This window comes from Kitasatospora sp. NPDC002040 (assembly GCF_040296785.1).
Classification (GTDB): Bacteria; Actinomycetota; Actinomycetes; order Streptomycetales; family Streptomycetaceae; genus Kitasatospora.
This window is the reverse complement of record NZ_JBEOXV010000011.1, coordinates 172,024-192,262: the sequence shown is the minus strand read 5'-3', so window position 1 is coordinate 192,262 and position 20,239 is coordinate 172,024. Positions and strand designations below refer to the sequence as shown.

Sequence of the window (20,239 nt, the reverse complement as noted above, 5' to 3'; positions counted from 1 at the left end):
TCGGGCGCTCAGGTGGTCGGGTGCTCAGGTCGTCGGATGCTCAGGCGCTCGGGTGCTCAGGCGGAGGTGACCAGGACGGCGGTGCCGTGGTCGGTGCCCCCGGACCGGTCGGCCTGCTCCGCGGCGATGATCAGGATCTGGTCGGCGTCGCCGTCCGCGAGCATCAGGGCGGCCAACTCCAGTGCATCGGACGGGATTTCGCCGGGTGCGGCGGCCTCCCGGGGGCTGATCGCGACGACCGGCCCGGCCAGGCCCCAGCGAGCGGCGATGTGCCCGAGGACGGCGTTGGGGTTGGACTGGAAGAACAGCAGGGCCGGCATCCGGCGCCCGGAGGCGGCGGCGGTGTCGATGGCCAGCGCGGTGGCGCGGTCGCCGCCGGCGCTGGCGAGCAGCAGGCCGGTCCGCCCGGCCGCGGGGTCGGGTTCGCGCGGCTCGGCGCCGAGGTGCCGGGTGAGGCAGAGCTCGGCGACGGCCGCGACCAGGGGGTTGAAGGTCGAGGCGGAGAAGCCGGGCAGCGCAGGCGGCTCGCCCGGCCCCTCCGGGTGCGGCCAGGTCGCGGTGGCGAGGGTGTGCAGTCCGTTCATGCGGCGGCCACCAGGAGTGCGGTGTTGGCGCCGCCGAAGGCCGAGTTGAGGCTGAGCGCGTAGCGGGGGCGCGGCCGGTCCGGTCCGGCCAGGACCAGGTTCAGGCCGATCTCCGGGTCCGGGCCCAGCCAGCCGGCGTTGACCGGCAGCCGTTCGCTGTCCAACGCCGCGATGGTGACCACGAGTTCGAGCAGTGCGGAGGCCTCCAGGGCGTGGCCGTGGACGGACTTGCTGGAGCTGACCGGGAGTTCGGCCAGGGCGTCGCCGAACACCTCGCGCAGCGCCCGGGCCTCCGCCAGGTCGGACATCGGCGAACCGGTGCCGTTGGCGTTGAGGTAGCCCAGCTCCGACGGGTCGACACCCGCCCGGGCCAGCGCGGACCGGGTGGCGCGGGCCACCCCGTCGCCGTCGGGCCGGGGGCGGCACACGTGGTACGCGTCCCCGGCCCGGCCCCAGCCGGCCAGCCGGGCCAGCGGGAGCGCGCCGCGCCGTTCGGCCGCCGTGTCGGCCTCGACCACCACGGCCGCGGCTGCGTCGCCGAGCAGGGTGCCGCTGCGGCCAGTGCTGAACGGCCGCAGCTCCCCGTCGCGGGCCAGCGCCCGGCCCGCGTCGAAGGCCGCGAAGACGCCCGGCTCCACCAGGTGGCCGGCCGCGACCAGCACCCGGGGGTGCCGGCCGGAGGCGACCAGCGCCGCCGCGTCGGCCACCGCGGTGGCGGCGGCGACGCAGGCGCCGGTGTAGACCCGGGCCACCCCGGGCAGTCCCAGGGCGGCGACGCCGCCGGCCACGGCATCGGCCACCGCGCCGGTGTGCAGATCGCTGTGCAGGGCGAGCAGCACCGGCGTGTCACCGGGCCGGTCCGGCAGCCCGGCCTGCTGCCACGCGTCGGTGACGGCGCCGAGCACCGCGTCCGCGAGCGGCGGCGGATCGGGCAGCAGGGCGGCCCGCCGGGTGCCGCGCCGGGCGACGTCGAACCGGGTCACCTCGGTGAAGCCGGTCCGGCCCTGCCCGGCTGCGGCCAGCAGTGGTGCGAGCCCGCGGCCGAAGGCGCTGAGCACTCCGAGGCCGGTGAACACCGGCCGGGCGGCCGGCGGTGCGCTGCTGCTCATGACCGGGTGGCCCCGGGGTCGAACTCGGGGGAGGTGAGCACGGCCTCGCTCAGGACCGCGATCGCGTCGTCCACCGTGCGGATGGAGTCGAACTGCTCGTCCGAGAGCTCCAGCTCGACGCCGTAGCGCTGCTCGAACTCGGCTGTCAGCCAGGTGAGTTCGAGCGAGCCGATGATGTCGGGGACGCTGTCGACAGCGGTCTGCCCGAACGCCGCCAGCATGTCCAGGATGACGGAGCGGTCCGGCGGGACCGGCAGCACCGGCGCACTCACGCGGGGCTGCCCGCGACGGGCGCCAGCGCGGCGACCCGGCGGGCCACGTCGGCGGTGAACTGGTCGAGCGTCATCAGCGCGGTGGTCTCCATCTCGTCGAGGTCGAACTTGACCCCGAACTCGTCCTCGACCTGGACCGACAGGTCGGCGAGCGCCAGCGACTCCAGGTCGAGCCCGGCCGGGCCGAGGTCGGTGTCACCGCTGACCTCGGAGACGTCGTAGTTCATCTCGGCGAGTGCCGCGAGGACGAACTCGTGGATGCGCTCCTGCATGGTGGTGCTCCTCGTGCTGTGTCGGGGTTCGGTGCGGTGGTGCATACGTGCGGTGGTGCGTGCGTGCGTACGGTGCGTCAGGAAGCGGGCGCGGCAGCCGCCGCGGCGGCGCGCAGTGCGGTGGTGTCGCGCACCAGCTTGCCGGTGGCAGTGCGGGGCAGCGCCGGGAGGAACGAGAGCCGTCGGGGCCGCTTGTAGGAGGCCAGTTCGCGGGTCAGGGTGTCGCGGACGGTGGCGTGGTCGGCGACCGGTTCGGCGGCCAGGAAGGCCTCGATCGCGCCGTCCTCGAAGACCACCACGGCCTCGCGGACCTCGGGCAGGGCCGCCAGGGTCTGCTCGACCTCGTTGAGGTCGACCTTGAGGCCGCCGATGGAGACCTGGGAGTCGCGCCGGCCGAGTACGGTGACCTGCCCGGTCGCCGGGTCGATCCGGCCCGCGTCCCGGGTGTGCAGCCGGCCGCCCGACCAGCGGGTGGGGTCGTCGAGGCCGGGGTACGGCGAGGCGGCCATGGCGATGTGCAGCTCGCCGCCGTCCTCAAGCAGGTCCATGCCGTGGACCGGCGCGGCGCCGGGGTGCAGGGTGCCGTCGAGGTCGGTGGCGATGACGCCGAGTTCGGTCATTCCGTACATGGTGCCCAGCGGCACACCGTACCGGGCGGCGAAGGCGGCGGGCACTCCCGGTCGGACCAGCTCGCCGGCGACGATCATCCGGCGCAGCTGGGGCAGCGGCGGGGGAGCGGTGGCACCGGCCAGCAGCTCGGCGTGGAACGGCACGCCGATCACGGTGGTCGGCCGGTCGTCCGCGGCGATGGCGGCCAGGATGCCCGCCGTGGTCATCCGCTCGGGGACGGTCAGCGGCACCCGGGCGTGCAGGCTGTTGAGCAACCCGCCGACCAGGCCGAGCACATGGACGACCGAGGAGAGCAGGACGACCCGCTCGCCGGCCTTGGGGAACAGCTCCAGCCGCCGGTAGCAGTCGAGCTCGCGCAGCAGGTCGGAGGCGGTGCGGGCGATCACCTTGGCCGGGCCGGTCGAGCCCGAGCTCAGCTGCACCAGCGCATGGCCGGTCGCCGCCGGGCGCCCGCCCGGCAGTGCCAGCGGCACCGGGTCGGTCTCGGCGAAACCGCGCAGCGCCGCCGCAGGGCGGTGCGCCGACTCCACCAGGACCTGGGGTGCCAGCCGTTCGACCGCGAGCGCGACCTCGTGGTCGGTCAGGCGGTAGTCCAACAGGATCGCCTGGGCGCCCAGTTGCCAGCAGGCGAGCAGGACGGCGGTGTAGCCGAGCGAGGGCGCCAGCCGCAGCGCGGCCGTGCCGCCGCTCGACAGACCGGCGGCGGTGAGCCGTTCGGCCTGCTCGGCGACGCGGGCGCGCAGGGTGGCGCGGTCCACGGGAGCCCCGAAGCGCAGGCACTCCTCGTCATCGGGGCCGGCCAGGAGGAAGCGGTCCACCCAGTCGTGCGGAGCCTCGGCGGGCGAGGCCCCGGCCGGCCGGGGAGGAAGGGAGAAAGAGCCGGTCAACGCCACTCCACGAAGGGGAGGTTGGATGGACATCGTTCACAATCAACGGATTCGGTTCGGTTCCTGACGATTGCACAGAGGGCCAGGCCAAAGCAAGGTCTATACCAATTCGGCGCCCGGCCTCCTATGCTTCCCGGCCGGAGCCGGCCCGAGCGAGGCCTGCCCGGAAAGGCAACCCGTGGGACCTCTCGAACTGGCGGATGTCGAACGCGCGGCCCGCGCCCGACTGCCCGCCGAAACCTGGGACTTCGTCCAGGGCGGCAGCGGCGCCGAACGGACCCTCGCCGCCAACCGGGCCCAGTTCGACCAGTGCCGCCTGCGCCCGCGCACCCTGGTCGACGTCTCCGCCACCGACCAGGGCCTGACCCTGCTCGGGAGCCGGCTGGAGACCCCGATCGGCATCGCGCCGATGGCCTACCACCAGCTGTACGACCCCGAGGGCGAGCTGGCCACGGCCCGGGCCGCGGGCCGGGCGGGAGCGCTGCTGGTCGCCGGAATCTTCGCCAGCCGCACCCTGGAATCCATCGCCGAGGCCGCCACCGGCCCGCTCTGGCTGCAGCTGTACTGGCTGCGCCGCCGGGACGCGCTGGCCGCCCTGGTGGAACGGGCCGAGGCGGCCGGGTACCGCGCCCTGGTGCTGACCGTGGACGCGCCCCGGATCGGCCGCCGGCTGCGCGACGCCCGCAACGGCTTCGCCATCCCCGCGCACATCCGCGCGGTCAACCTCGACCAGGACCTGATGGCGTCCAGCCACCGCGCCGACGCGGGCAGTTCGGGCATCGCCGACCACGCCAAGGAGCAGTTCGACCCCACCCTGACCTGGGCGGATCTGTCCTGGCTGCGCGAGCGCAGCAGCCTGCCGATCGTGCTCAAGGGCATCCTGACCGGCGAGGACGCCCGGCTGGCCGCCGAGCACGGCGTCGACGCCGTCGTGGTGTCCAACCACGGCGGCCGCCAGCTCGACGGTGCCCCCGCGACCCTCTCGGTTCTGCCCGAGGTGGTCGCCGCAGTGCCGCCAACTCTGCCCGTCCTCCTGGACGGCGGTGTCCGGACGGGCACAGATGTTGCCCTCGCGATCGCCCTCGGCGCCCGGGCCGTGCTGATCGGCCGCCCGGTCCTGTGGGGCCTGGCCGCCGGCGGCGAGGACGGCGTCGCCGGGGTCCTCGACCTGCTGAAGACCGAACTCGACCACACGCTGGCCCTGCTGGGCCGGCCCCGGCTGGCCGACCTCGACCGCACCGCGGTCGTCCGGCCGACCTGCCACTGAACGACCAGCCGATTCCTGGAGATCCTGTGCCACTGCACCCCCAGGCCGAGGCCCTGCGCAAGCAGCGCGCCGAGGCCGGTACGCCCCCGCTCTACTCCCTCACCACCGCCGAGGCGCGCGCCGCGGACCTGGCCGGCGTCCTGGCCGCGGCCGGGAACCCGGAACCGGTGGGCTCGGTCGAGGAGTTCATCATCCCCGGCCCCGGCGGACCGCTGCCGCTGCGGGTCTACCGCCCGGCCGCGGCCGACGTCCCGGACGGTCCGCTGCCCGCCCTGCTCTACCTGTTCGGCGGCGGCTGGACCCTCGGCTCGCTGGAGACCGGCGACGCGATCTGCCGTCGGCTCACCAACGCGGTCGGCTGCGTCACCCTCGCGGTCGGCTACCGGCTCGCCCCCGAGAACCCCTTCCCGGCCGCCGTCCACGACGTCACCGCAGCCGCCGAGTGGATCGCCGAGTACGCCGCGTACCTGTGCATCGACGCCGAGCGGCTGGCCGTGGCCGGCGACAGCGCGGGCGGCAACCTCGCCGCCGCGCTCACCCTGACCGCCCGCGAGCGGGGCGGCCCCGCGCTGCGGCACCAACTGCTGGTCTACCCCAACACCGCCCACGGCGCGGACACCCCGTCCGTCCGCGAGCACGACGACCCGCTGCTGTTCAACCGCCGCTCGGTGGACTGGTACTGGAGCCACTACCTGGCCGACCCGGCCGACGGCGCCGACCCGCTGGCCTCCCCGCTGCGGGCCGAGGACCTGTCAGGACTGCCGCCCGCCACCGTGATCACCGCCGAGTACGACCCGCTCCGGGACGAGGGCGAGCTGTACGCCGAAGCCCTGCGGGCGGCCGGCGTGCCGGTCGAGGTCCGCCGGTACCAGGGCATGCCGCACGGCTTCTTCGCCATGGCCGGGGTGCTGGACGAGGGCCGCGAGGCCCAGCGGTACGCCGCCGAGCAGCTGCGCGAGGCCCTGCGATGACCGCCCCCGCCTCCGCCCCCGTCATCGGCGCCCCGCTGCCGCTGGGAGAGCTGCACGGCAGCCTGGCCGATCCGCTGCTGGACGCGATGACCTTCCTGAACGAGGTCACCGAGCGCTATCCGGACGCGCTCTCGTTCGCCCCCGGCCGCCCGCACGAGGGCTTCTTCGAGCCCGAGACCGTGCACGCGTACCTGGACACTTATCTCGCCCACCTGGCCGACCGGGGCCTGAGCCGCAGCGCGGTGCGCACCGCACTGTTCCAGTACGGGCCCACCAAGGGCATCATCGCGGACCTGGTGGCCCGCACCCTCGCCAACGACGAGGGCCTGGAGGTGGCGCCCGAGGCGCTGGTGCTCACCGTCGGCGCCCAGGAGGGCATGCTGCTGGTGCTGCGCGCGCTCTGCGCCACGCTGGACGACGTGCTGCTGGTCAGCTCGCCCTGCTACGTCGGCGTCACCGGCGCCGCCCGGCTGCTCGACCTGGCGACCGTCCCGGTCCCCGAGGGCCCCGACGGCGGTCCCGACCCGGAGGCGGTGCGGGCCGCCGCGAGCGCGGTCCGGGCCTCCGGCCGCCGCCCGCGCGCGCTCTACGTGGTCCCCGACTTCGCCAACCCGTCCGGCACCAGCATGACGGTGGAGGCCCGGGCCGCCCTGCTGGAAGTGGCCGCCGAGCAGGGGCTGTTGGTGATCGAGGACAACCCGTACGGCTTCTTCGCCCGGGAGTCCGGCGAGCGGCCGACGCTGAAGGCGCTGGACCGCCACCGCCAGGTGGTCTATCTCGGCTCGTTCGCCAAGACCTGCTTCCCCGGCGCCCGGCTCGGCTACGTGGTCGCCGACCAGGAGGTGGTCACGCCGGACGGCCGGACCGGCCTGCTCGCCGACCAGCTGGCCAAGCTGAAGAGCATGACCACCGTCAACACCCCCGCACTCAGCCAGGCCGTGATCGGCGGCATGCTGCTCAGCCACGACTGCCGGCTGCGCGCGGCCAACGCACCCGCCCGCGCGTACTACGCGGCCAACCTCACCGTGCTGCTGCGGGAGTTGGAGCGGCACTTCCCGGCGGCCGAGCGGGCCCGGCTCGGCCTGTCCTGGAACGAGCCGGAAGGCGGCTTCTTCGCCGTGCTCGACGTCCCGTTCAGCGCGGACGAGGCGGCGATGGAACGCTGCGCCCGCGACCACGGGGTGCTCTGGACCCCGATGGCCCCGTTCTACCCGGCGGGTGGCGGCGAGCGCCGGCTGCGGCTCTCGATCAGCGCCCTGAGCCAGGATCAGATCGCGGCTGGTGTGGCCCGGCTGGCGGACTTCATCCGGGAGTCCGCAAGCTGAAAGCAAGCACTATAAAGAAGAGGGGAGAGGCCGGGTGAAAACCCGGCCTCTCCCCTCTTCTTTATAGAGCGTTCACTGCACCGACCCGGGCGCTACCGGATCCGGGACGAGAACAGCCGGGCCGACCAGTAGACCGCCGCGGTGGTCAGTACCGCGACGACCAGCAGCCCCTGCCAGACCACGCTGGCGCCGGCGTGGTCGGAGAACAGCGACCGCATGCCCTCGACCGCCCAGTAGAAGGGGTTCCACTTGGCCACCGACTGGAGCCACATCGGCGCCAGCGCCACCGGCAGCAGCGTGCCGGAGAGCAGTGCGATCGGCTGGGCCACGGTGTTCACCACCGGCGCCATCGCGGCGTCGTTGGGCAGCACCAGGGCGATGCCGTACGAGATGGCCGAGGTCATCAGCGCCAGCAGGGCGAGCAGCAGGTAGGCCAGCAGGAGGTTCAGCGGGCCGACCCGGAGGCCGAACGGCAGCGCGAGCAGGGTGATGATGACGGCCTGGGCGATCAGCGCGACCACCTCGCGCAGTGCCCGGCCCAGCAGCAGGGCGAGCCGGCTGACCGGGGTCACCCGGGCGCGCTCGATCACGCCGGCCTTCAGCTCGCCGAGCAGGCTGAATCCGGTGTAGAGGCCGCCGAAGATGCAGAGCACCGCCAACAGGCCCGGTACGTATATCTGGTAGGCCTCGGCATAGGTGGTGGCACCCATGGGTATGAGCGCCTGCTTGAGCAGCGGGGCGAACAGCAGCAGGTAGAACACCGGCTGGACCACGCCGACGGCGATCCAGATCGGTGTGCGCCACATCAGCAGCAGCTGCCGCTGGAAGACCAGCCAGGTGTCACGGGCGAGCTTCACGGAAAGGACCCCAGGGATCGTCAGGACTGGTCGATGGAGCGGCCGGTGCGGGCGAGGAACACGTCGTCCAGGCTCGGCCGTTGGAGCTGGACGGTCCTGGGGACGACGCCCGCCCCGTCCAGGACGCGCAGCAGCTGCGGGATGGCCGTGGCGCCGTCGTCCAGGTAGAGCCGCAGGCTGTCCTCGCCCTGCTGCTCCAGCCGCTCCAGGTAGGGCTGGCCGCGGAGGGCGGCGGCGGCGGGCCCGCTCTCGTCGGCGGTGACTCCGAGCAGGACGACGTCGCCGGAGATCTCGCGCTTGAGCGCCTCGGAGGTTCCCTCGGCGACCACTTGGCCGTGGTCGACGATCGCGACCCGGTCGCAGAGCGCGTCGGCCTCCTCCAGGTAGTGGGTGGTCACCACCACCGTCATGCCCTCGGTGCGCAGCCGCTCGATCTCGGCCCAGACCTGGCTCCGGCTGGCCGGGTCGAGGCCGACCGTCGGCTCGTCCAGGAACAGCACCTGCGGGGAGTGGATCACCCCGAGGGCGATGTCCACCCGGCGGCGCTGGCCGCCGGAGTAGGTGCGGCAGGGCCGGTCGGCGAACTCGGTCAGGTCGAAGGCCTTGAGGGCGTCCTCGGTCTGCCGCTGGGCCTCGGCCTTGCCGCTGCCGTACATCCGGGCCTGCAGCACCAGCTCCTCGCGGGCGGTGACGGTGTCGTTGGTGCCGCCGCCCTGGGCGACGTAGCCGATCCGCCGGCGGACCCCGGCCGGGTCGGCCAGCAGGTCGGCGCCGGCGATCCGGGCCTCGCCGCCGTCGGGGCGGATGAGCGTGGCGAGCATGCGCAGCGTGGTGGTCTTCCCGGCGCCGTTGGGGCCGAGGAAGCCGAAGATCTCACTTGCTTGGACGTCCAGATCGATGCCGCGGACGGCATCGACCACGGTTTGGCCGCGTTTTCCGGACGGATAGGACTTACGAAGTCCCTTGGTCTCGATCAACCAGAACTCCCGGGCTGGGATGGGGTGCGGGGGTTCCTGGGAACCGGTGCCTGCGCCTCACACTAGAGGCTGGGGTACCCAGGAAACAATGGCCTAGACCAATCTAAGGGCTGGTCGGCGAGCCCGTGACCAGTGCTTCCAGTCGCTCGGCGGCTGCCACCGCTCCGCCGCCGGACAGCAGTTGACGTCCGATCAGGGTCGCGGTCGCACGGAACGAGGGTTCGTCGAGCACCCGCCGGAGCCGCTCGGCGATGGTTTCGGGGGCGGCCCGGGTGAACGGCACCCGCAGGCCGGCACCGGCCTCGGCGACCTGCTGCGCCACGAAGGGCTGGTCGTTGCGGATCGGCGCCAGCAGCAACGGGACGCCGTGGGCCAGGGATTCGCCCACGGTGTTCATCCCGCCGTGGCAAAGTACCGCGTCCAGCGCGCCCTTCGACAGCAGCTCCAGGATCGGTGCCCGTTCCACCACCACCACGTGGTCCGGAAGGTCGGCGGGAAGTGCCCCGGCGGACGCGGCGACCACCGCCTGGACGCCCTCGCCGGACCGGGCCAGCGCCTGCACGGTGCGGTTCAGGAAGTCGGCGCCGACCACGTCCGACATGGTGCCCATGGTGACCAGGACGGTGCGGCGGCCCGGGTCCAGCCGCTCCCACGGGAAGGTCGGATCCGCCGGACGCTCGGTCAGCACCGGTCCGACCAGGGCGTGCTGCGGCAGCTCCGGCAGGTCGCCGAGCAGCGGGTGGCCGGTGGTCGCGACCACCAGGTGCGGGGAGAACCGCGGATCGGTGTACTCGACGGCAGGCAGCCGGGCCCGCTCCCAGAGCCGCTCCAGGTGGCCGGTCATCCAGGCCTCGACCTCGGGCAGGGCCCGGTACGGGCGGCCCAGCTCCATCGCCCCCGGCGCCAGGGTCGCCCAGGGCAGCCCGTGCCGGTGCGCGATCAGCGCGCCCGCCGGGGTGTGCTGGTCCACCAGCAGGGCATCGGGCCGGTACTCGCGCACCACCGTGTCGAGCGGCTTCGTGGTGAACTTCGAGTAGGGGACGATGAAACCCTCCCAGAGCGAGCGCACCGAGGCCAGGCCGTGGCCGCCCAGCGCCCGGAACGCCCGGTTGCCGGTGCCGAAGACCAGTGCGTCCGGGCCCAGCAGCGGTTCCAGCACCGTCTCGGTGCCGCTCCAGGCCACCTCGTGGCCGCGTGCGATCAGCTCGTTCGCGATCCCGGCCGCCGGGTTGACGTGCCCGGTCAGCGGGGGCACCACCAGCAGAAAGCGGCTCATCGGCGCACCAGCTCCGCCAGGTCGCCGACGGTCAGCGCGGCCAGCGCGTCCAGGTCCAGGCCGGCCCGCAGCGCGCCCAGGTCGGCGCCGAACCGCTCCCGGAGCAGGGTGTCCAGCACGGCGAACTCGCTCTCGTCGAAGGCCAGATCGGCATCGAGACGGGCCTGCGGTACCACCGACTCTGCCCAATCGGGCAGAGCATCGGCGGCGGCGACCAGCAGCGCCACCAGCTCGGGATCGATGTCGGGGTGTACGAAGGAAGGCCTGATATCAGTCATTCGGGGGCTCCACCTGCTCGACGGCACGGGGGCGAAAGGGAGGGCTCCGGGTCGGTGATCACTTGTGCGACCTGCGGAGCGTGGGAATACTAGCCCGGGTGACCGCACTGGAGGCAGTGGCCGTCCACCTCCCCCCGCGACTCGAGTCGATCGAGGACGTGGGCGCGCGGATCGGCCTGACCCCACGCCAACTTCGACTCTTCCGCCGCTTCCACGGCCTGGACCAGATACGCCTGGACCCGGACGGGACGCTGCTCGACCTGCTGGACGCCGCTGTAAGGGCCCTGCCCGAGCTGCGCGGCAACGAACACCGGGTCCGGTACCTGCTGCACGCGCGCAGCATGCCGGTCGTGGTGCCCTACCCGCTCAACCCGCTGCACCAGCTCCAGGAGCGCTTCGGCCTCACCCACGCCAACGCGTTCACCGTCACCCAGCAGGCCTGCGCGACCTCGCTGCTGGCCGTCGACCTGGCCGGTCGCCTGCTGGCGGACGACGGTGACCCGTCGGCGCTGGCCCTGGTGCTGGCGGGGGAGAAGACCTTCACCCGGGACGCCCAGGTGGTCCCGGAGACCTCGATCTTCGCGGAGGCCTCGGCGGCCTGCTTGATCAGCTCCGGTGGCACCCGCGACCGGGTGCTCTCCTACGTGGTCCGCCAGCGGCCCGAGTTCGACGGCCGGCTGGCCGAGGACCCGGAGCTGCTGAACCGGTACCTGCGGGAGTACCAGCCGACCATGATCGAGACCATCGGGGCCGCGCTCGACCAGGCCGGTCTAGACCTGTCCGAGATCGCGCTACTGCTTCCGCACAACGTCAACCAGGCTTCCTGGCGGATGATTTGCCGCGAGATGGACTATCCGGTCGAACGGGTGGTGCTGGACAACGTGCCCTCGGTGGGGCACAGTTTCGCTGCAGACGCCTTCGTCAATCTCCGCACCGCGACCACGGGCGGAACGCTTCGGCCGGGCGATCACTACCTGATCGCGGCCGCAGGCGTCGGCGCGACCTTCTCGGCCATGGTCATCCGGCACTGACGTGCCGCCAGCGGGCCCGCCGACGCGCTCGTCGTAGCAATCCGTGCCCGCATCCACCTCACTCACACCGGACGGTTCACCCATGTCGGACTCTGCCCTCTCATCCGTCACCGAAGCGGTCGCCACCGAGGCGGCCGCCACCGGGGCGGTCGACGCCGAGCTGCGCGGCCGGATCGTGCTCGGCATCAAGGACGCCCTGCCCCGCGTCCTCGGCCGCGAGGTCCCGGAGGACCTCAGCAACGTCTGCTTCTTCGACGACCTCAGCCTCACCTCCGCCAGCACCATCGAACTGGTCCTGGAGATCGAGGAGTTGCTCGACATCCAGGTGGACGTGGAGAAGATCGCCCTGGACGACCTCAGCTCGATGGACCGGCTCGCCGACTACGTCGCCGGGCACCTCGTCGAGCAGGACTGACCCGGTGCCGCCCGCCGCCGAGGCCCGGGGCCTGCGCGTCACCAGGGCGGTCGCCGCCGGGTTCGACGGCCACGCCGACACCGCGCTCCACCCCGAACTGCGGACCTTCGTCGGCGACCTGGTCCGCCCGTACGGCGTCCCGCTGCGGGAGGACCTGCTGGACGGGGGAGTCGGACACGACTTCGGGCTGATGGCCGAGGGCCTGTTCGGAAAGGTGCTGGCCCCGGACGAGCCGGCGGACCTGCTGATCCTCGCCTTCTCCTCGCCCGACGTCCGGCCCGGCGCGCCCACCGCCCTCTACCTCAGCCGCCACTGTCCCGGGGAGCCGACGGCCTTCGCCGTATGCGACCAGGGCAGCGCGGCAGCCTTCACCGCCCTGCGGATCGCCGCCGCCCACCACCGCACCGGTGGCTGCCGGCGAGCCGTGATCGTGCTGGCGGAGCAGAGCGTGCTGCACTACGAGCCGGTGGAGCCGGTCGTGCTGCCCGAGCTGCACCGTGCGGTCGTGCTGGTCTGCGAGGAGCAGGCGGGGGAGGGGATGCGGGTCCGCCAGCAGGAGCAGCCGGACCGCTCGGCCGCGCTGGACTCGGCCCTGGCCGCGCAGCGTGAACTGGGCCCCGGCGCGGAGCTGTTGCTGGCCTCGGAGCTGGCCGTGGAGCTCGGCTCCGGCACCGCTAGGGCGGCCGTCGGGGCGGCGCCGCCGGGACAGCCGTTCACCGGCCTCTGGACCCTGCTGGCCGACCGCATCGCCCGGGGCCCGCAGACCGGCGGGCCACTGCTGCTGGCGGACCACGACCGGCGGCTGGGCCGGCTCAGCACCCTGTCGCTGCCGTGAACGCCGTACCTGCGGCCGACGCCGCTGCCACCGACGTGATCGACCTCTGGACCATTCCCACCGACGGGCCCGCAGCCCTGGTGCACCGGCTGCGCGCGCTGCTCGACCCCGAGGAGCTGGCCCGCGCCGACCGGGCCCGCGACCCGGTCCAGGGCGCGCGGTTCACCCTGGTGCGCGGCGCCGTCCGCCTGCTGGTCGCCGACCGGCTCGGCACCGGAGCCGCCGAACTGGTCTGGGAGCGCGGCCCGCACGGCAAGCCCGCGCCCGTCCTCCCGTCCGCCTCCGATCGGATCCAGGTGAACTGGTCCGCGTCGGGGGCGCTCGCCGTTCTGGCCATCGCAGACGGCCGCCGGGTCGGCGCGGACGTCGAGGAGATCCACCGGCCCGGTGTCGGTGAGCGGATCGCCCGTCGTCACTTCCCGCCCCGCGACGCGGCGTCGGTCCTGGACGCCCCCACGCCGACCGAGGGCGCGGACCGGTTCGCCCGGCTCTGGTGCCGCCGCGAAGCCTGCGTCAAGGTCCACGGCGGCCGGCTGGCCCAGGGCCTCGGCCTCCCGGTGGCCGGCCCCTCGCCACTGCGCCTGGCCGACCCCGGTCCGCTGGCGTCCGGCCCGCTGTGGGTGACCGACGTCCCGGTGCCGGGCCCGTTCCACGCGGCGGTGGCCGCGGACCTGGACCGGCCCTTCACGGTCCGTCAGCACACCTGGGAAGCACCGTAGTCGAGGGCCCTGATTGAGCGCGTGGCGATGCCCCGGGTCCGACCGTTCGCGGTCGGACCCGGGGCATCGCCGCTGCGCCCGCTCAGTGCAGCGGCATCGACATGTAGACCGCGCGCCGCCCGTAGGACGCGGGGAGCGCCACCTCCCGGTTCGAGCGGTAGCCGAGCAGCCGGGTCAGGATCTCCGAGCCGCGCACCGCCACCATGGAGACGCTCTGGTAGCCCAACTCCCTTGCGCGGGAGTGGAACTGGACCATGAGCACCTCCGCCAGGTTCCGGCTCTGCTGGTCCTTGGCGATCACCACGTCGTGCACGTGCAGGTTGTCCGACTCGTAGACGGTGTCCTCGACCCGGGACAGGTCCGGCGAGTGCAGCGGCGGGTACGGCAGGCTGAGCAGGTAGCCGCACACCACGCCGTCCTGCTCCAGCACGAAGCAGGTCCCCGGCGAGGCGACGGCGCGGGACTGGAGCGCCTCCCGGCCCTCGGACAGGCCGTCGGCCGCGTAGGCCTCGTGCTCCAGCGCGACCACGATGTCCCAGTCGCCGTCGGCGAGTTGCCGGACCAGGGGCTCCGCGCTCATCGGGCCGCCCCGTCCACGGCGGGGTGCAGGCCCTGGGTGCGGGCGGCGGCGGCCATCGGGGCCCAGGCCTCGATCAGCGTCGCCCAGAGCTCGGCGTCCTGCTGCGCCTCGTCCAGCAACTGCTGCCGCCGCTCGGCCACCACGTCGGCGAGCTCGGCGTACTTGCCGCCCAGCGTGCGGTAGGCGCGGTCCACCTCGTCCAGGCAGTGCTCGTTCCCGGACCGGTCCGCCCCAAAGGTGTCGCGCACCATGCCCAGGATCGTCTCGACCTTCAACTCGTGCTTGTCGTCCAGGAGTTCGCTGCCCGCGTCCCACATCGCACCGTAGACCGGGTACAGGTAGAGCATCGAGAGCAGCAGCTTCACGTACCGCAGCTGGTAGTTGACGAAGCCGGTGCCGACCTTGCGCTCGGGCGTGTAGTAGTTGACGATGTGCCGGTTGTGCACCACACCGGGCGACTTGGAGTGGACCAGGGCGTGCAGCAGGGCGTAGTCGCAGCCGAGGGTGTCCAGCGAGGGCAGCAGCGGCAGCTTCTCGTAGGCCCGGTGGTCCAGTGCGACGTTGCACATGTAGACCTTCCAGATGTCGGGCACGCCGAGGATCGACTCGTCGGTGTCGAACGGCTCGGCGCCGACGCCCTTGAAGGAGAGCTCCACCATCGCGTCGCGGTCCTCGTCCGACCAGGCCGGCGGGGTCCACAGGCGCACCAGGTCGTGGTAGACCTGCGGGTCCAGCTCGCGGATCTCGCCGATGTCCACGTTGAGTTCACCGAGGAAGGCGCCGCTGACCACCATCACGCGCTTGTCCGCGTCGGCCGGGTCGAGCTCGGACCGGGTCACACCGGCCACCGCCTGGCCGGCCGGGCGGCCGATCGAGAGCAGCTCGGGGTGGATCGGGTAGAGCTTCTCTCCGTCGCGGACCTGGTACTCGAAGTCGTCGTTGCGCAGGTGCACCGAGGTGCAGTCCAGTGCGGCCGCACCGAGGAAGAGCCGGTTGACGCAGGAGCCGTACGCGACGCCCTTGGGCAGCATCAGGTCGAGCAGCAGCTCCGGGTCGGCGGCGCCGGACCCCTCGGCCACCCGGCGCAGCCAGTCCCGCTGCTGCGCGTCACCGAGGTGGTGCACGAACACGCCGGGAGTGGGGGCCAGCGAGGCCACGGCGTCCGCGTTCTTCGCGAACTCGGCCTCGCCGGTGGTGTCGAGGACGAGGAGGTGGACCTCGGCCCCGAAGGTCGCGACGGCGTAGGCCGCCTCCTCGGCGAGGTCCACGATGGTGCCGGGGCAGGCGCGCATGGTGGGCAGGGCGAGGCAGACTCGTTGCATGGTGTGGGAATCTCCGTCTGATCGTCAGATGCTCGCCCGTACGCGTCCGGTACGGGCAGGAACCCATCGGCGGCCTGGTGGCAGGGTCAGGGCGCGGGGCTCCGGCGGGCCCACGTGGATGACCCTGTTCACCACAGTGGACTAGACCAACTTGGGTGTCAACGGAGGGCCTCCGGGGATCGGGCGGTGCGCATCGACACTGCCCGATCGGGCAGGGCCCCCTGCCCTCGTGAGGTCCGGCGCCGGAAAGGCACGAGGGCCGTGCCGGTGGCACGGCCCTCGCGCGGGGTGCGGGGCGCCCCGTTCCCGCCCTCGTCGTCCGGATCTGCACGTGGTGATGAGTTGTGCGTGGTGCCGTGTCACCTGTACGCGGTGCTGAGCTGCACTGTTGACGGGGAGTCGAACCCCTGCGCTGCCCTTCGCGCGCCAGGGGCCGGATAGACCGCCGACCCGCGGTGTGTGCACGCCTCCGTGACGACTACCTGCTTCCCGCACCCGGTCAGTGGGGGTCAGTCCTCGATCAGGTCGATCTCCCAGTTGGTGCGCTGGATCAGCGTGTCCACCTCGCGCAGCTCCTTGGCCAGGACGTCCGCCCGGGCGTGCAGCTCGACCACCGGCAGGGCGGACAGGATCCGCAGCTCGGACCGCAGCTGCCGGACACCGTGCTGGCCCTTCCCGGCGGCGGCGTCGGCGGCCGAGGTGAGCACCGAGTGGCGCAGCCGCAGCACGTCCCGCCGGGCCAGCGCGTCCATCAGGGTGCCGCCGCCCTCGACCACCGCGGTGGAGTTGGTCCGGTTGATCTGACGAATCAACCGCTCCAACTCGTCCAGCACCTCGCCGGCCTGGGCCAGGATCTCCGCCGCGTTCTCGGCCGGCTCCTCGCCCTCCTGGTAGCGGGCGCTGCCGATGACCCGCGCCCGCAACTGCTCCACCCGCCGCGACGCAGCCGCGCGCTCCGCGAGCGCTTCAGCCAGTTTCACTGCGTCATCACCCCTGTGTTCCGCCGATCGTCCCGCAAGTATGCACGTCAGCGCGGCCGGAACGGTGGCGGCGCGGCGGCCGGGCCGCAGTGCTGCGGGGCGGCACGACGGGAGCCGGCCGGGGTCCTGATGCGTGCGGTCGGGGCCGGGCAGGCTAAGTTGCTCGGGTGAGTCTCCTTGATGATGTGGCCGAGCGTGACGGTTGGCGCTGCTGGGTGTGCGACGAAGCGGTGGACCCGGACGAGTCGGTGAACGATCCGCGCGGGCCCAGCGTCGACAGTCGGACCGCCGACCGGAAGGCGAACGTGGCCGAGCGGCTCGCGCACCGCGGGTGCAACTCCCGCAAGGGCGCGGTGAAGGTGGTCATCGCCTGGCCGGAGCGCCTGTACGTGGTCGAACCCGCGCCGCTGATCACCGTGGCGGCGCGGCTGGAGCGCAAGGGCGGCCGCGAGATGGTGGGTCGCTGTCCGACCAAGCGGGACGCCCAGGAGGCGGCGGACTGGCTGGTGGACCGGTTCTCCCGGCTGGTCCCGGAGCTGCCGGTGACCGCCGCGGTCGAGGCCGGCGGCGGCCAGTTCCTCCTCGTGCTGTCCACCGGCCGCCGCTGACGGCCGGGCGCCAAGCCGTCAGTTGACCGCCGGGGGTACCGGGTCGTCAGTCGAAGTCCCCGTCAGCTGAAGGCCGAGGCGTGGTCGGCCGCCCAGGTGCGGAACGGCCGGGGTCGCCGACCGGTGACCTGCTCGAAGGTCGGGTCGACCGCCGTCTTGCGCCGTCGGGCCTGGCGGGCGGCGCTCTGCAGCAGCGCCTCCACGATCGGCGCCGGGTAGCGCCGGGACCACTGCGAGACGGCCTGGTTCAGGGTCAGCTCCGCCACCTGGAGCGGTCGGCGGAGCACGGCGGCCAGATGGGCCGTCTGCTCGGCCGGCGTGACGGCCTCCGGCCCGGTCAGCAGGTGGATCCGGCCGACGTGGCCGGGCTCGGTCAGGGTCCGCGCCGCCACTTCGGCGATGTCGCGCGGATCCATACATGCGTTGCCCGCGTAGGGGTTCAGTGACCGGACCACACCTTCGGCGCGGATGGACGACGCCCAGGCGAGGGTGTTGGACATGAAGGCGCGCGGGCGGAGCAGGGTCCACTCCAGACCGGATTCGCGCAGCAGTTCCTCGTTGGCCCGCTGCCAACGGGTGATCAGGTCGTCCGCGTCCGCCTCACTGACGGCGTAGGCGGACAGCTTCACCACATGCCGCACCCCGGCCGCGGTCGCCGCCGCGATGAACCGGGAGTCGTCGGGCTGCGTCGGGTCGTTGGTCACCAGGAACGCCGTCCGGACACCTTCGAGCGCCCGCCGCAGCGCGTCCCGGTCCGCGTACTCGGCCGTGGCGACCTCGACGTCGCAGCCCGGCAGGGCCAGGCGCGCGGGGTCCCTGGCGAGCACCCGCACGGGGCGGGTCGGCGCCAGCAGTCGGGCCACCTCGCGGCCCACCGTTCCGGTGACACCGGTCAGAAGAATCACAGCGGGTGTTCCCGTCCTCGAAGCGGTCCCGGTGCCACGCCGACGCGATCGGGTATGCCGATGGAGCAGTCGGGGCCTGGGGGGGAACAGAACAGTAACTGCTCAGCCTTGAGCGACTGTTGACGGCGCGTCGTCTCTACGCGTACGGGCAGACTCACTGCCCGTACGGGCGGACCGGCCGTGTCCGCAGGGGCAGATCTGCTGCCCCTCTGCGCAGACCTCCCGGAATCCGTACCCCACCGCCCGGCGAGTGCCGCAGGATAGGGGTACGAACTTGCTTGCCATCACTGCGAGTTGAATCTGACCTGCCATCAGGAACCATGAAGATCAAGCCAATTGGTCCTGAATATCTGGTGATAGGGTCACGCCGTAGTTGATCGGGTCGCCATCGGTCCTGAGCGGGCGCCACAACTACCGACTCGCGTGGACGACACAGTCGAACGCGCCAAGTTCTTTCCCGGCAACGGCGGTTGATCCCATCGACCGCCTGCCGCCCGGCCGGCTCCCCGGCCTGCACGAAGCCGCCTTGTACGCCCACCGCTGACTCCGAGTCCCCGCGAAGCGCTTCGCGCTCCGGCGACTCGGCAGGCGAGGAAATCGGGGTATCCAGAACAATGACCCATGCGGTACTGACGTCCAGGATTCCGGACGTGAACAGAAGCAGACTCATCGGCCCCGTTCGGCCGCTGCCCGACCGGGACGGATGGACGGCCGACCTGACGGTCGACCAGAGCGATCCGTTCTTCTTCGACCACCCGCTCGACCACGTTCCCGGCATGCTGCTGATCTGCGCCATGACGGACCTGGTGGTGGCCGGCACCGACATATCCGGGGCGGGCCGAATCAAGGCCGGGGTGACGCTCCATTCCATGGCCGAACTCGGCCCGGAACTGGAGCTGTCCGCCAGTAAGTTGGAGGGCGAACGGTGTGCCGTTCGCATTTCCCAGGAATCCACGCCCATTGCCGACGGCTGGGCCGAGTTCTCGCCGGCGGACCTGCCCGTCCGGCCGAACGGCCTCGACGGAGGCGGGATTCCGCCCGCGCAGGCGTCGCTGGTGCACCGGGTCCGCCCGGAGAACGTGATGATCGGCGACCCGTCCGTGGTCGGGGGCCGGGTCACCGCGGCCGTGGTGTTCCCGGCCGAGGGCCACGCGCTCAGCGGCCGGCGACCCGGCATCCACCGGACCGAGGCCGTGGTCGAAGCCGGCCGGCAGCTGTCCACCTGGCTGACCCACCGCACCGGCGGCTGGTCGCTGGACACGCAGATCCTGCTGCGCGGGGTCGCCGCCGACCTGCCGGTCGGGGTGCCGTCCTCGCTCCCGCTGACGCTGCGCTGGCAGACGGTGCCCATCTCCGCCAGCCGGACCGAGTACAGGTTCGACCTGATCGCCGGCCGGGACGGCGGCGAAGGCCCGGTGGTCGGCTCGCTGGTCTTCACCGGCAAGATCCTGCGACCCGAGGTGTACGCCCGCTTCCGGGCGAGCCGGAGCGCGGGATGAACCAACGTGTCGTCGTACTCTGCCTGCGCGCCCTGCTGCCGACCGTGGCCGCCGTCCTCGTCGTCGCGATCGGCCTGCTGCTCGCCGAGGACGGCCCGGGGCCGCACCTGGTCGCGGCGCTGTTCGCCCTCGCCTACCTCGGGTGGGTGGTGGCCGAGGCCCGGATCAGCGTCCGGCACCCGTCCGAGTCGGCCGCCGAGAACAGCACCCTGCTGCCGTACGCGCTCAGCCGGGCCGGTACCGCCGTGGCCGCGGTCCTGTGGCCGCTGCCGTGGGACGGCTGGTCGCCGTGGCTGACCGTGCCGATCGCGGTGTCCGTCGGCGCGGTCGCGCTCCGGCTGGTGGCGATCCGCACCCTGGGCCGGTTCTACTCGCACCATGTGGTGCGGTACTCGGACCACTCGGTCGTGACCACCGGCCCGTACCGGTACGTGCGGCATCCGGCCTACACCGGGATGCTGCTGGCCAACGCCGGGTTCGTCGCGTTCTTCCTCAACCCGCTGAGCGTGCTGCTGTTCGCCGCGCTGTGCGCGTGCGTGGTCCGGCGCATCCTGGTCGAGGAACGGGTGCTGTGGGCCGTGCCCGGCTACCCCGACTACGCGGGCGGGCATCGGCGTCTCGTCCCGGGAGTGTGGTAGCC

At 72.9% G+C, this 20,239-nt stretch carries 23 protein-coding genes; 10 read left to right on the top strand and 13 right to left on the bottom strand.

Annotated features, from left to right (window positions below):
• Positions 1-56: 56 nt before the first annotated feature.
• From ABT118_RS23350 to ABT118_RS23330, 5 genes are all read right to left on the bottom strand, one after another.
• Positions 57-584 carry a hypothetical protein gene (locus tag ABT118_RS23350; protein ID WP_350672143.1) on the bottom strand — a complete coding sequence of 176 codons (528 nt, stop codon included), beginning with the start codon at positions 582-584 and terminating at the stop codon, positions 57-59.
• Complete coding sequence (locus tag ABT118_RS23345; protein WP_350672141.1) at positions 581-1,693, bottom strand: beta-ketoacyl synthase N-terminal-like domain-containing protein; 1,113 nt, start codon at positions 1,691-1,693, stop codon at positions 581-583. Before ABT118_RS23345 ends, ABT118_RS23350 begins: the two co-directional genes overlap by 4 nt.
• A complete protein-coding gene (locus ABT118_RS23340; protein WP_350672139.1) occupies positions 1,690-1,965 on the bottom strand; it encodes an acyl carrier protein in 276 nt (91 codons plus the stop codon). Before ABT118_RS23340 ends, ABT118_RS23345 begins: the two co-directional genes overlap by 4 nt.
• Positions 1,962-2,237 (bottom strand): acyl carrier protein, encoded by a 276-nt coding sequence (locus tag ABT118_RS23335; protein WP_350672137.1) that lies wholly within the window; start codon positions 2,235-2,237, stop codon positions 1,962-1,964. Before ABT118_RS23335 ends, ABT118_RS23340 begins: the two co-directional genes overlap by 4 nt.
• A gap of 77 nt (positions 2,238-2,314) precedes the next feature.
• Positions 2,315-3,760: a class I adenylate-forming enzyme family protein gene (locus tag ABT118_RS23330; RefSeq protein WP_502884641.1), complete on the bottom strand. Its 1,446-nt coding sequence runs from the start codon at positions 3,758-3,760 to the stop codon at positions 2,315-2,317.
• A gap of 172 nt (positions 3,761-3,932) precedes the next feature.
• Between ABT118_RS23330 and ABT118_RS23325 the strand changes: the two genes are divergently transcribed.
• The 3 genes from ABT118_RS23325 to ABT118_RS23315 are packed head-to-tail and all read left to right on the top strand — an operon-like array spanning position 3,933 to position 7,317.
• Positions 3,933-5,021 (top strand): alpha-hydroxy acid oxidase, encoded by a 1,089-nt coding sequence (locus ABT118_RS23325; RefSeq protein ID WP_350672135.1) that lies wholly within the window; start codon positions 3,933-3,935, stop codon positions 5,019-5,021.
• Between the two features lie 26 nt (positions 5,022-5,047).
• Positions 5,048-5,992: a LipP1 family hormone-sensitive lipase gene (gene lipP1 / locus ABT118_RS23320; RefSeq protein WP_350672132.1), complete on the top strand. Its 945-nt coding sequence runs from the start codon at positions 5,048-5,050 to the stop codon at positions 5,990-5,992.
• Positions 5,989-7,317, top strand: a complete 1,329-nt coding sequence (locus ABT118_RS23315) for an aminotransferase-like domain-containing protein (RefSeq protein ID WP_350672129.1) — start codon at positions 5,989-5,991, stop codon at positions 7,315-7,317. Before lipP1 ends, ABT118_RS23315 begins: the two co-directional genes overlap by 4 nt.
• A 92-nt stretch (positions 7,318-7,409) precedes the next feature.
• Here ABT118_RS23315 and ABT118_RS23310 read toward each other — a convergent pair whose 3' ends face one another.
• The 4 genes from ABT118_RS23310 to ABT118_RS23295 all read right to left on the bottom strand — a co-directional run bounded on the left by ABT118_RS23310 (position 7,410) and on the right by ABT118_RS23295 (position 10,705).
• Positions 7,410-8,174 (bottom strand): ABC transporter permease, encoded by a 765-nt coding sequence (locus ABT118_RS23310; RefSeq protein WP_350672127.1) that lies wholly within the window; start codon positions 8,172-8,174, stop codon positions 7,410-7,412.
• A 20-nt stretch (positions 8,175-8,194) separates the two neighbouring features.
• Positions 8,195-9,094, bottom strand: coding sequence for an ATP-binding cassette domain-containing protein (locus ABT118_RS23305; RefSeq protein ID WP_350672126.1), 900 nt, complete (start codon positions 9,092-9,094; stop codon positions 8,195-8,197).
• Between the two features lie 160 nt (positions 9,095-9,254).
• Entirely contained in the window at positions 9,255-10,427 is a 1,173-nt protein-coding gene (locus ABT118_RS23300) for a glycosyltransferase (RefSeq protein ID WP_350672124.1), read from the bottom strand.
• Entirely contained in the window at positions 10,424-10,705 is a 282-nt protein-coding gene (locus ABT118_RS23295; protein WP_350672122.1) for a hypothetical protein, read from the bottom strand. The genes ABT118_RS23300 and ABT118_RS23295 overlap by 4 nt, the downstream gene beginning before the upstream one ends.
• A 98-nt stretch (positions 10,706-10,803) precedes the next feature.
• Here ABT118_RS23295 and ABT118_RS23290 point away from each other — a divergent pair, with 98 nt between their 5' ends.
• The 4 genes from ABT118_RS23290 (at position 10,804) to ABT118_RS23275 (ending at position 13,705) form a co-directional block, all read left to right on the top strand.
• The gene (locus tag ABT118_RS23290; protein WP_350672120.1) at positions 10,804-11,736 is read left to right on the top strand and encodes a 3-oxoacyl-[acyl-carrier-protein] synthase III C-terminal domain-containing protein; all 933 of its coding nucleotides are present in this window, start codon (positions 10,804-10,806) and stop codon (positions 11,734-11,736) included.
• Positions 11,737-11,818: 82 nt separating this feature from the next.
• Positions 11,819-12,151 carry a phosphopantetheine-binding protein gene (locus ABT118_RS23285; RefSeq protein WP_350672117.1) on the top strand — a complete coding sequence of 111 codons (333 nt, stop codon included), beginning with the start codon at positions 11,819-11,821 and terminating at the stop codon, positions 12,149-12,151.
• Between the two features lie 4 nt (positions 12,152-12,155).
• Positions 12,156-12,986, top strand: a complete 831-nt coding sequence (locus ABT118_RS23280) for a hypothetical protein (RefSeq protein WP_350672115.1) — start codon at positions 12,156-12,158, stop codon at positions 12,984-12,986.
• Positions 12,983-13,705, top strand: a complete 723-nt coding sequence (locus ABT118_RS23275) for a 4'-phosphopantetheinyl transferase family protein (RefSeq protein WP_350672112.1) — start codon at positions 12,983-12,985, stop codon at positions 13,703-13,705. Before ABT118_RS23280 ends, ABT118_RS23275 begins: the two co-directional genes overlap by 4 nt.
• An 82-nt stretch (positions 13,706-13,787) precedes the next feature.
• Here the strand turns inward: ABT118_RS23275 and ABT118_RS23270 are convergent, their stop codons facing one another.
• The 3 genes from ABT118_RS23270 to ABT118_RS23260 all read right to left on the bottom strand — a co-directional run bounded on the left by ABT118_RS23270 (position 13,788) and on the right by ABT118_RS23260 (position 16,587).
• Positions 13,788-14,285 carry a GNAT family N-acetyltransferase gene (locus tag ABT118_RS23270; RefSeq protein ID WP_350672110.1) on the bottom strand — a complete coding sequence of 166 codons (498 nt, stop codon included), beginning with the start codon at positions 14,283-14,285 and terminating at the stop codon, positions 13,788-13,790.
• Entirely contained in the window at positions 14,282-15,607 is a 1,326-nt protein-coding gene (locus tag ABT118_RS23265; RefSeq protein ID WP_350672107.1) for a DUF6271 family protein, read from the bottom strand. Before ABT118_RS23265 ends, ABT118_RS23270 begins: the two co-directional genes overlap by 4 nt.
• Before the next feature lie 509 nt (positions 15,608-16,116).
• Positions 16,117-16,587 (bottom strand): DIP1984 family protein, encoded by a 471-nt coding sequence (locus ABT118_RS23260; protein ID WP_350672105.1) that lies wholly within the window; start codon positions 16,585-16,587, stop codon positions 16,117-16,119.
• 167 nt (positions 16,588-16,754) lie between these two features.
• Here ABT118_RS23260 and ABT118_RS23255 point away from each other — a divergent pair, with 167 nt between their 5' ends.
• A complete protein-coding gene (locus ABT118_RS23255) occupies positions 16,755-17,195 on the top strand; it encodes a hypothetical protein (RefSeq protein WP_350672103.1) in 441 nt (146 codons plus the stop codon).
• A 62-nt stretch (positions 17,196-17,257) separates the two neighbouring features.
• Here the strand turns inward: ABT118_RS23255 and ABT118_RS23250 are convergent, their stop codons facing one another.
• Entirely contained in the window at positions 17,258-18,100 is an 843-nt protein-coding gene (locus ABT118_RS23250) for an NAD(P)H-binding protein (protein ID WP_350672101.1), read from the bottom strand.
• 650 nt (positions 18,101-18,750) lie between these two features.
• Here ABT118_RS23250 and ABT118_RS23245 point away from each other — a divergent pair.
• Together ABT118_RS23245 and ABT118_RS23240 are read left to right on the top strand one after the other, a co-directional pair.
• Positions 18,751-19,599: an AfsA-related hotdog domain-containing protein gene (locus ABT118_RS23245; RefSeq protein ID WP_350672097.1), complete on the top strand. Its 849-nt coding sequence runs from the start codon at positions 18,751-18,753 to the stop codon at positions 19,597-19,599.
• Positions 19,596-20,237, top strand: a complete 642-nt coding sequence (locus ABT118_RS23240; protein WP_350672095.1) for a methyltransferase family protein — start codon at positions 19,596-19,598, stop codon at positions 20,235-20,237. The genes ABT118_RS23245 and ABT118_RS23240 overlap by 4 nt, the downstream gene beginning before the upstream one ends.
• The last annotated feature ends 2 nt before the right edge of the window (positions 20,238-20,239 follow it).

Bases quoted from the DNA above. Each gene is read 5' to 3' on its own strand.
- ABT118_RS23240 (WP_350672095.1), top strand. From the start codon at position 19,596: ATGAACCAACGTGTCGTCGTACTCTGCCTGCGCGCCCTGCTGCCGACC.
- ABT118_RS23285 (WP_350672117.1), top strand. From the start codon at position 11,819: ATGTCGGACTCTGCCCTCTCATCCGTCACCGAAGCGGTCGCCACCGAG.
- ABT118_RS23270 (WP_350672110.1), bottom strand. From the start codon at position 14,285: ATGAGCGCGGAGCCCCTGGTCCGGCAACTCGCCGACGGCGACTGGGAC.
- ABT118_RS23300 (WP_350672124.1), bottom strand. From the start codon at position 10,427: ATGAGCCGCTTTCTGCTGGTGGTGCCCCCGCTGACCGGGCACGTCAAC.
- ABT118_RS23315 (WP_350672129.1), top strand. From the start codon at position 5,989: ATGACCGCCCCCGCCTCCGCCCCCGTCATCGGCGCCCCGCTGCCGCTG.
- ABT118_RS23345 (WP_350672141.1), bottom strand. From the start codon at position 1,693: ATGAGCAGCAGCGCACCGCCGGCCGCCCGGCCGGTGTTCACCGGCCTC.
- ABT118_RS23335 (WP_350672137.1), bottom strand. From the start codon at position 2,237: ATGCAGGAGCGCATCCACGAGTTCGTCCTCGCGGCACTCGCCGAGATG.
- ABT118_RS23265 (WP_350672107.1), bottom strand. From the start codon at position 15,607: ATGCAACGAGTCTGCCTCGCCCTGCCCACCATGCGCGCCTGCCCCGGC.
- ABT118_RS23350 (WP_350672143.1), bottom strand. From the start codon at position 584: ATGAACGGACTGCACACCCTCGCCACCGCGACCTGGCCGCACCCGGAG.
- ABT118_RS23295 (WP_350672122.1), bottom strand. From the start codon at position 10,705: ATGACTGATATCAGGCCTTCCTTCGTACACCCCGACATCGATCCCGAG.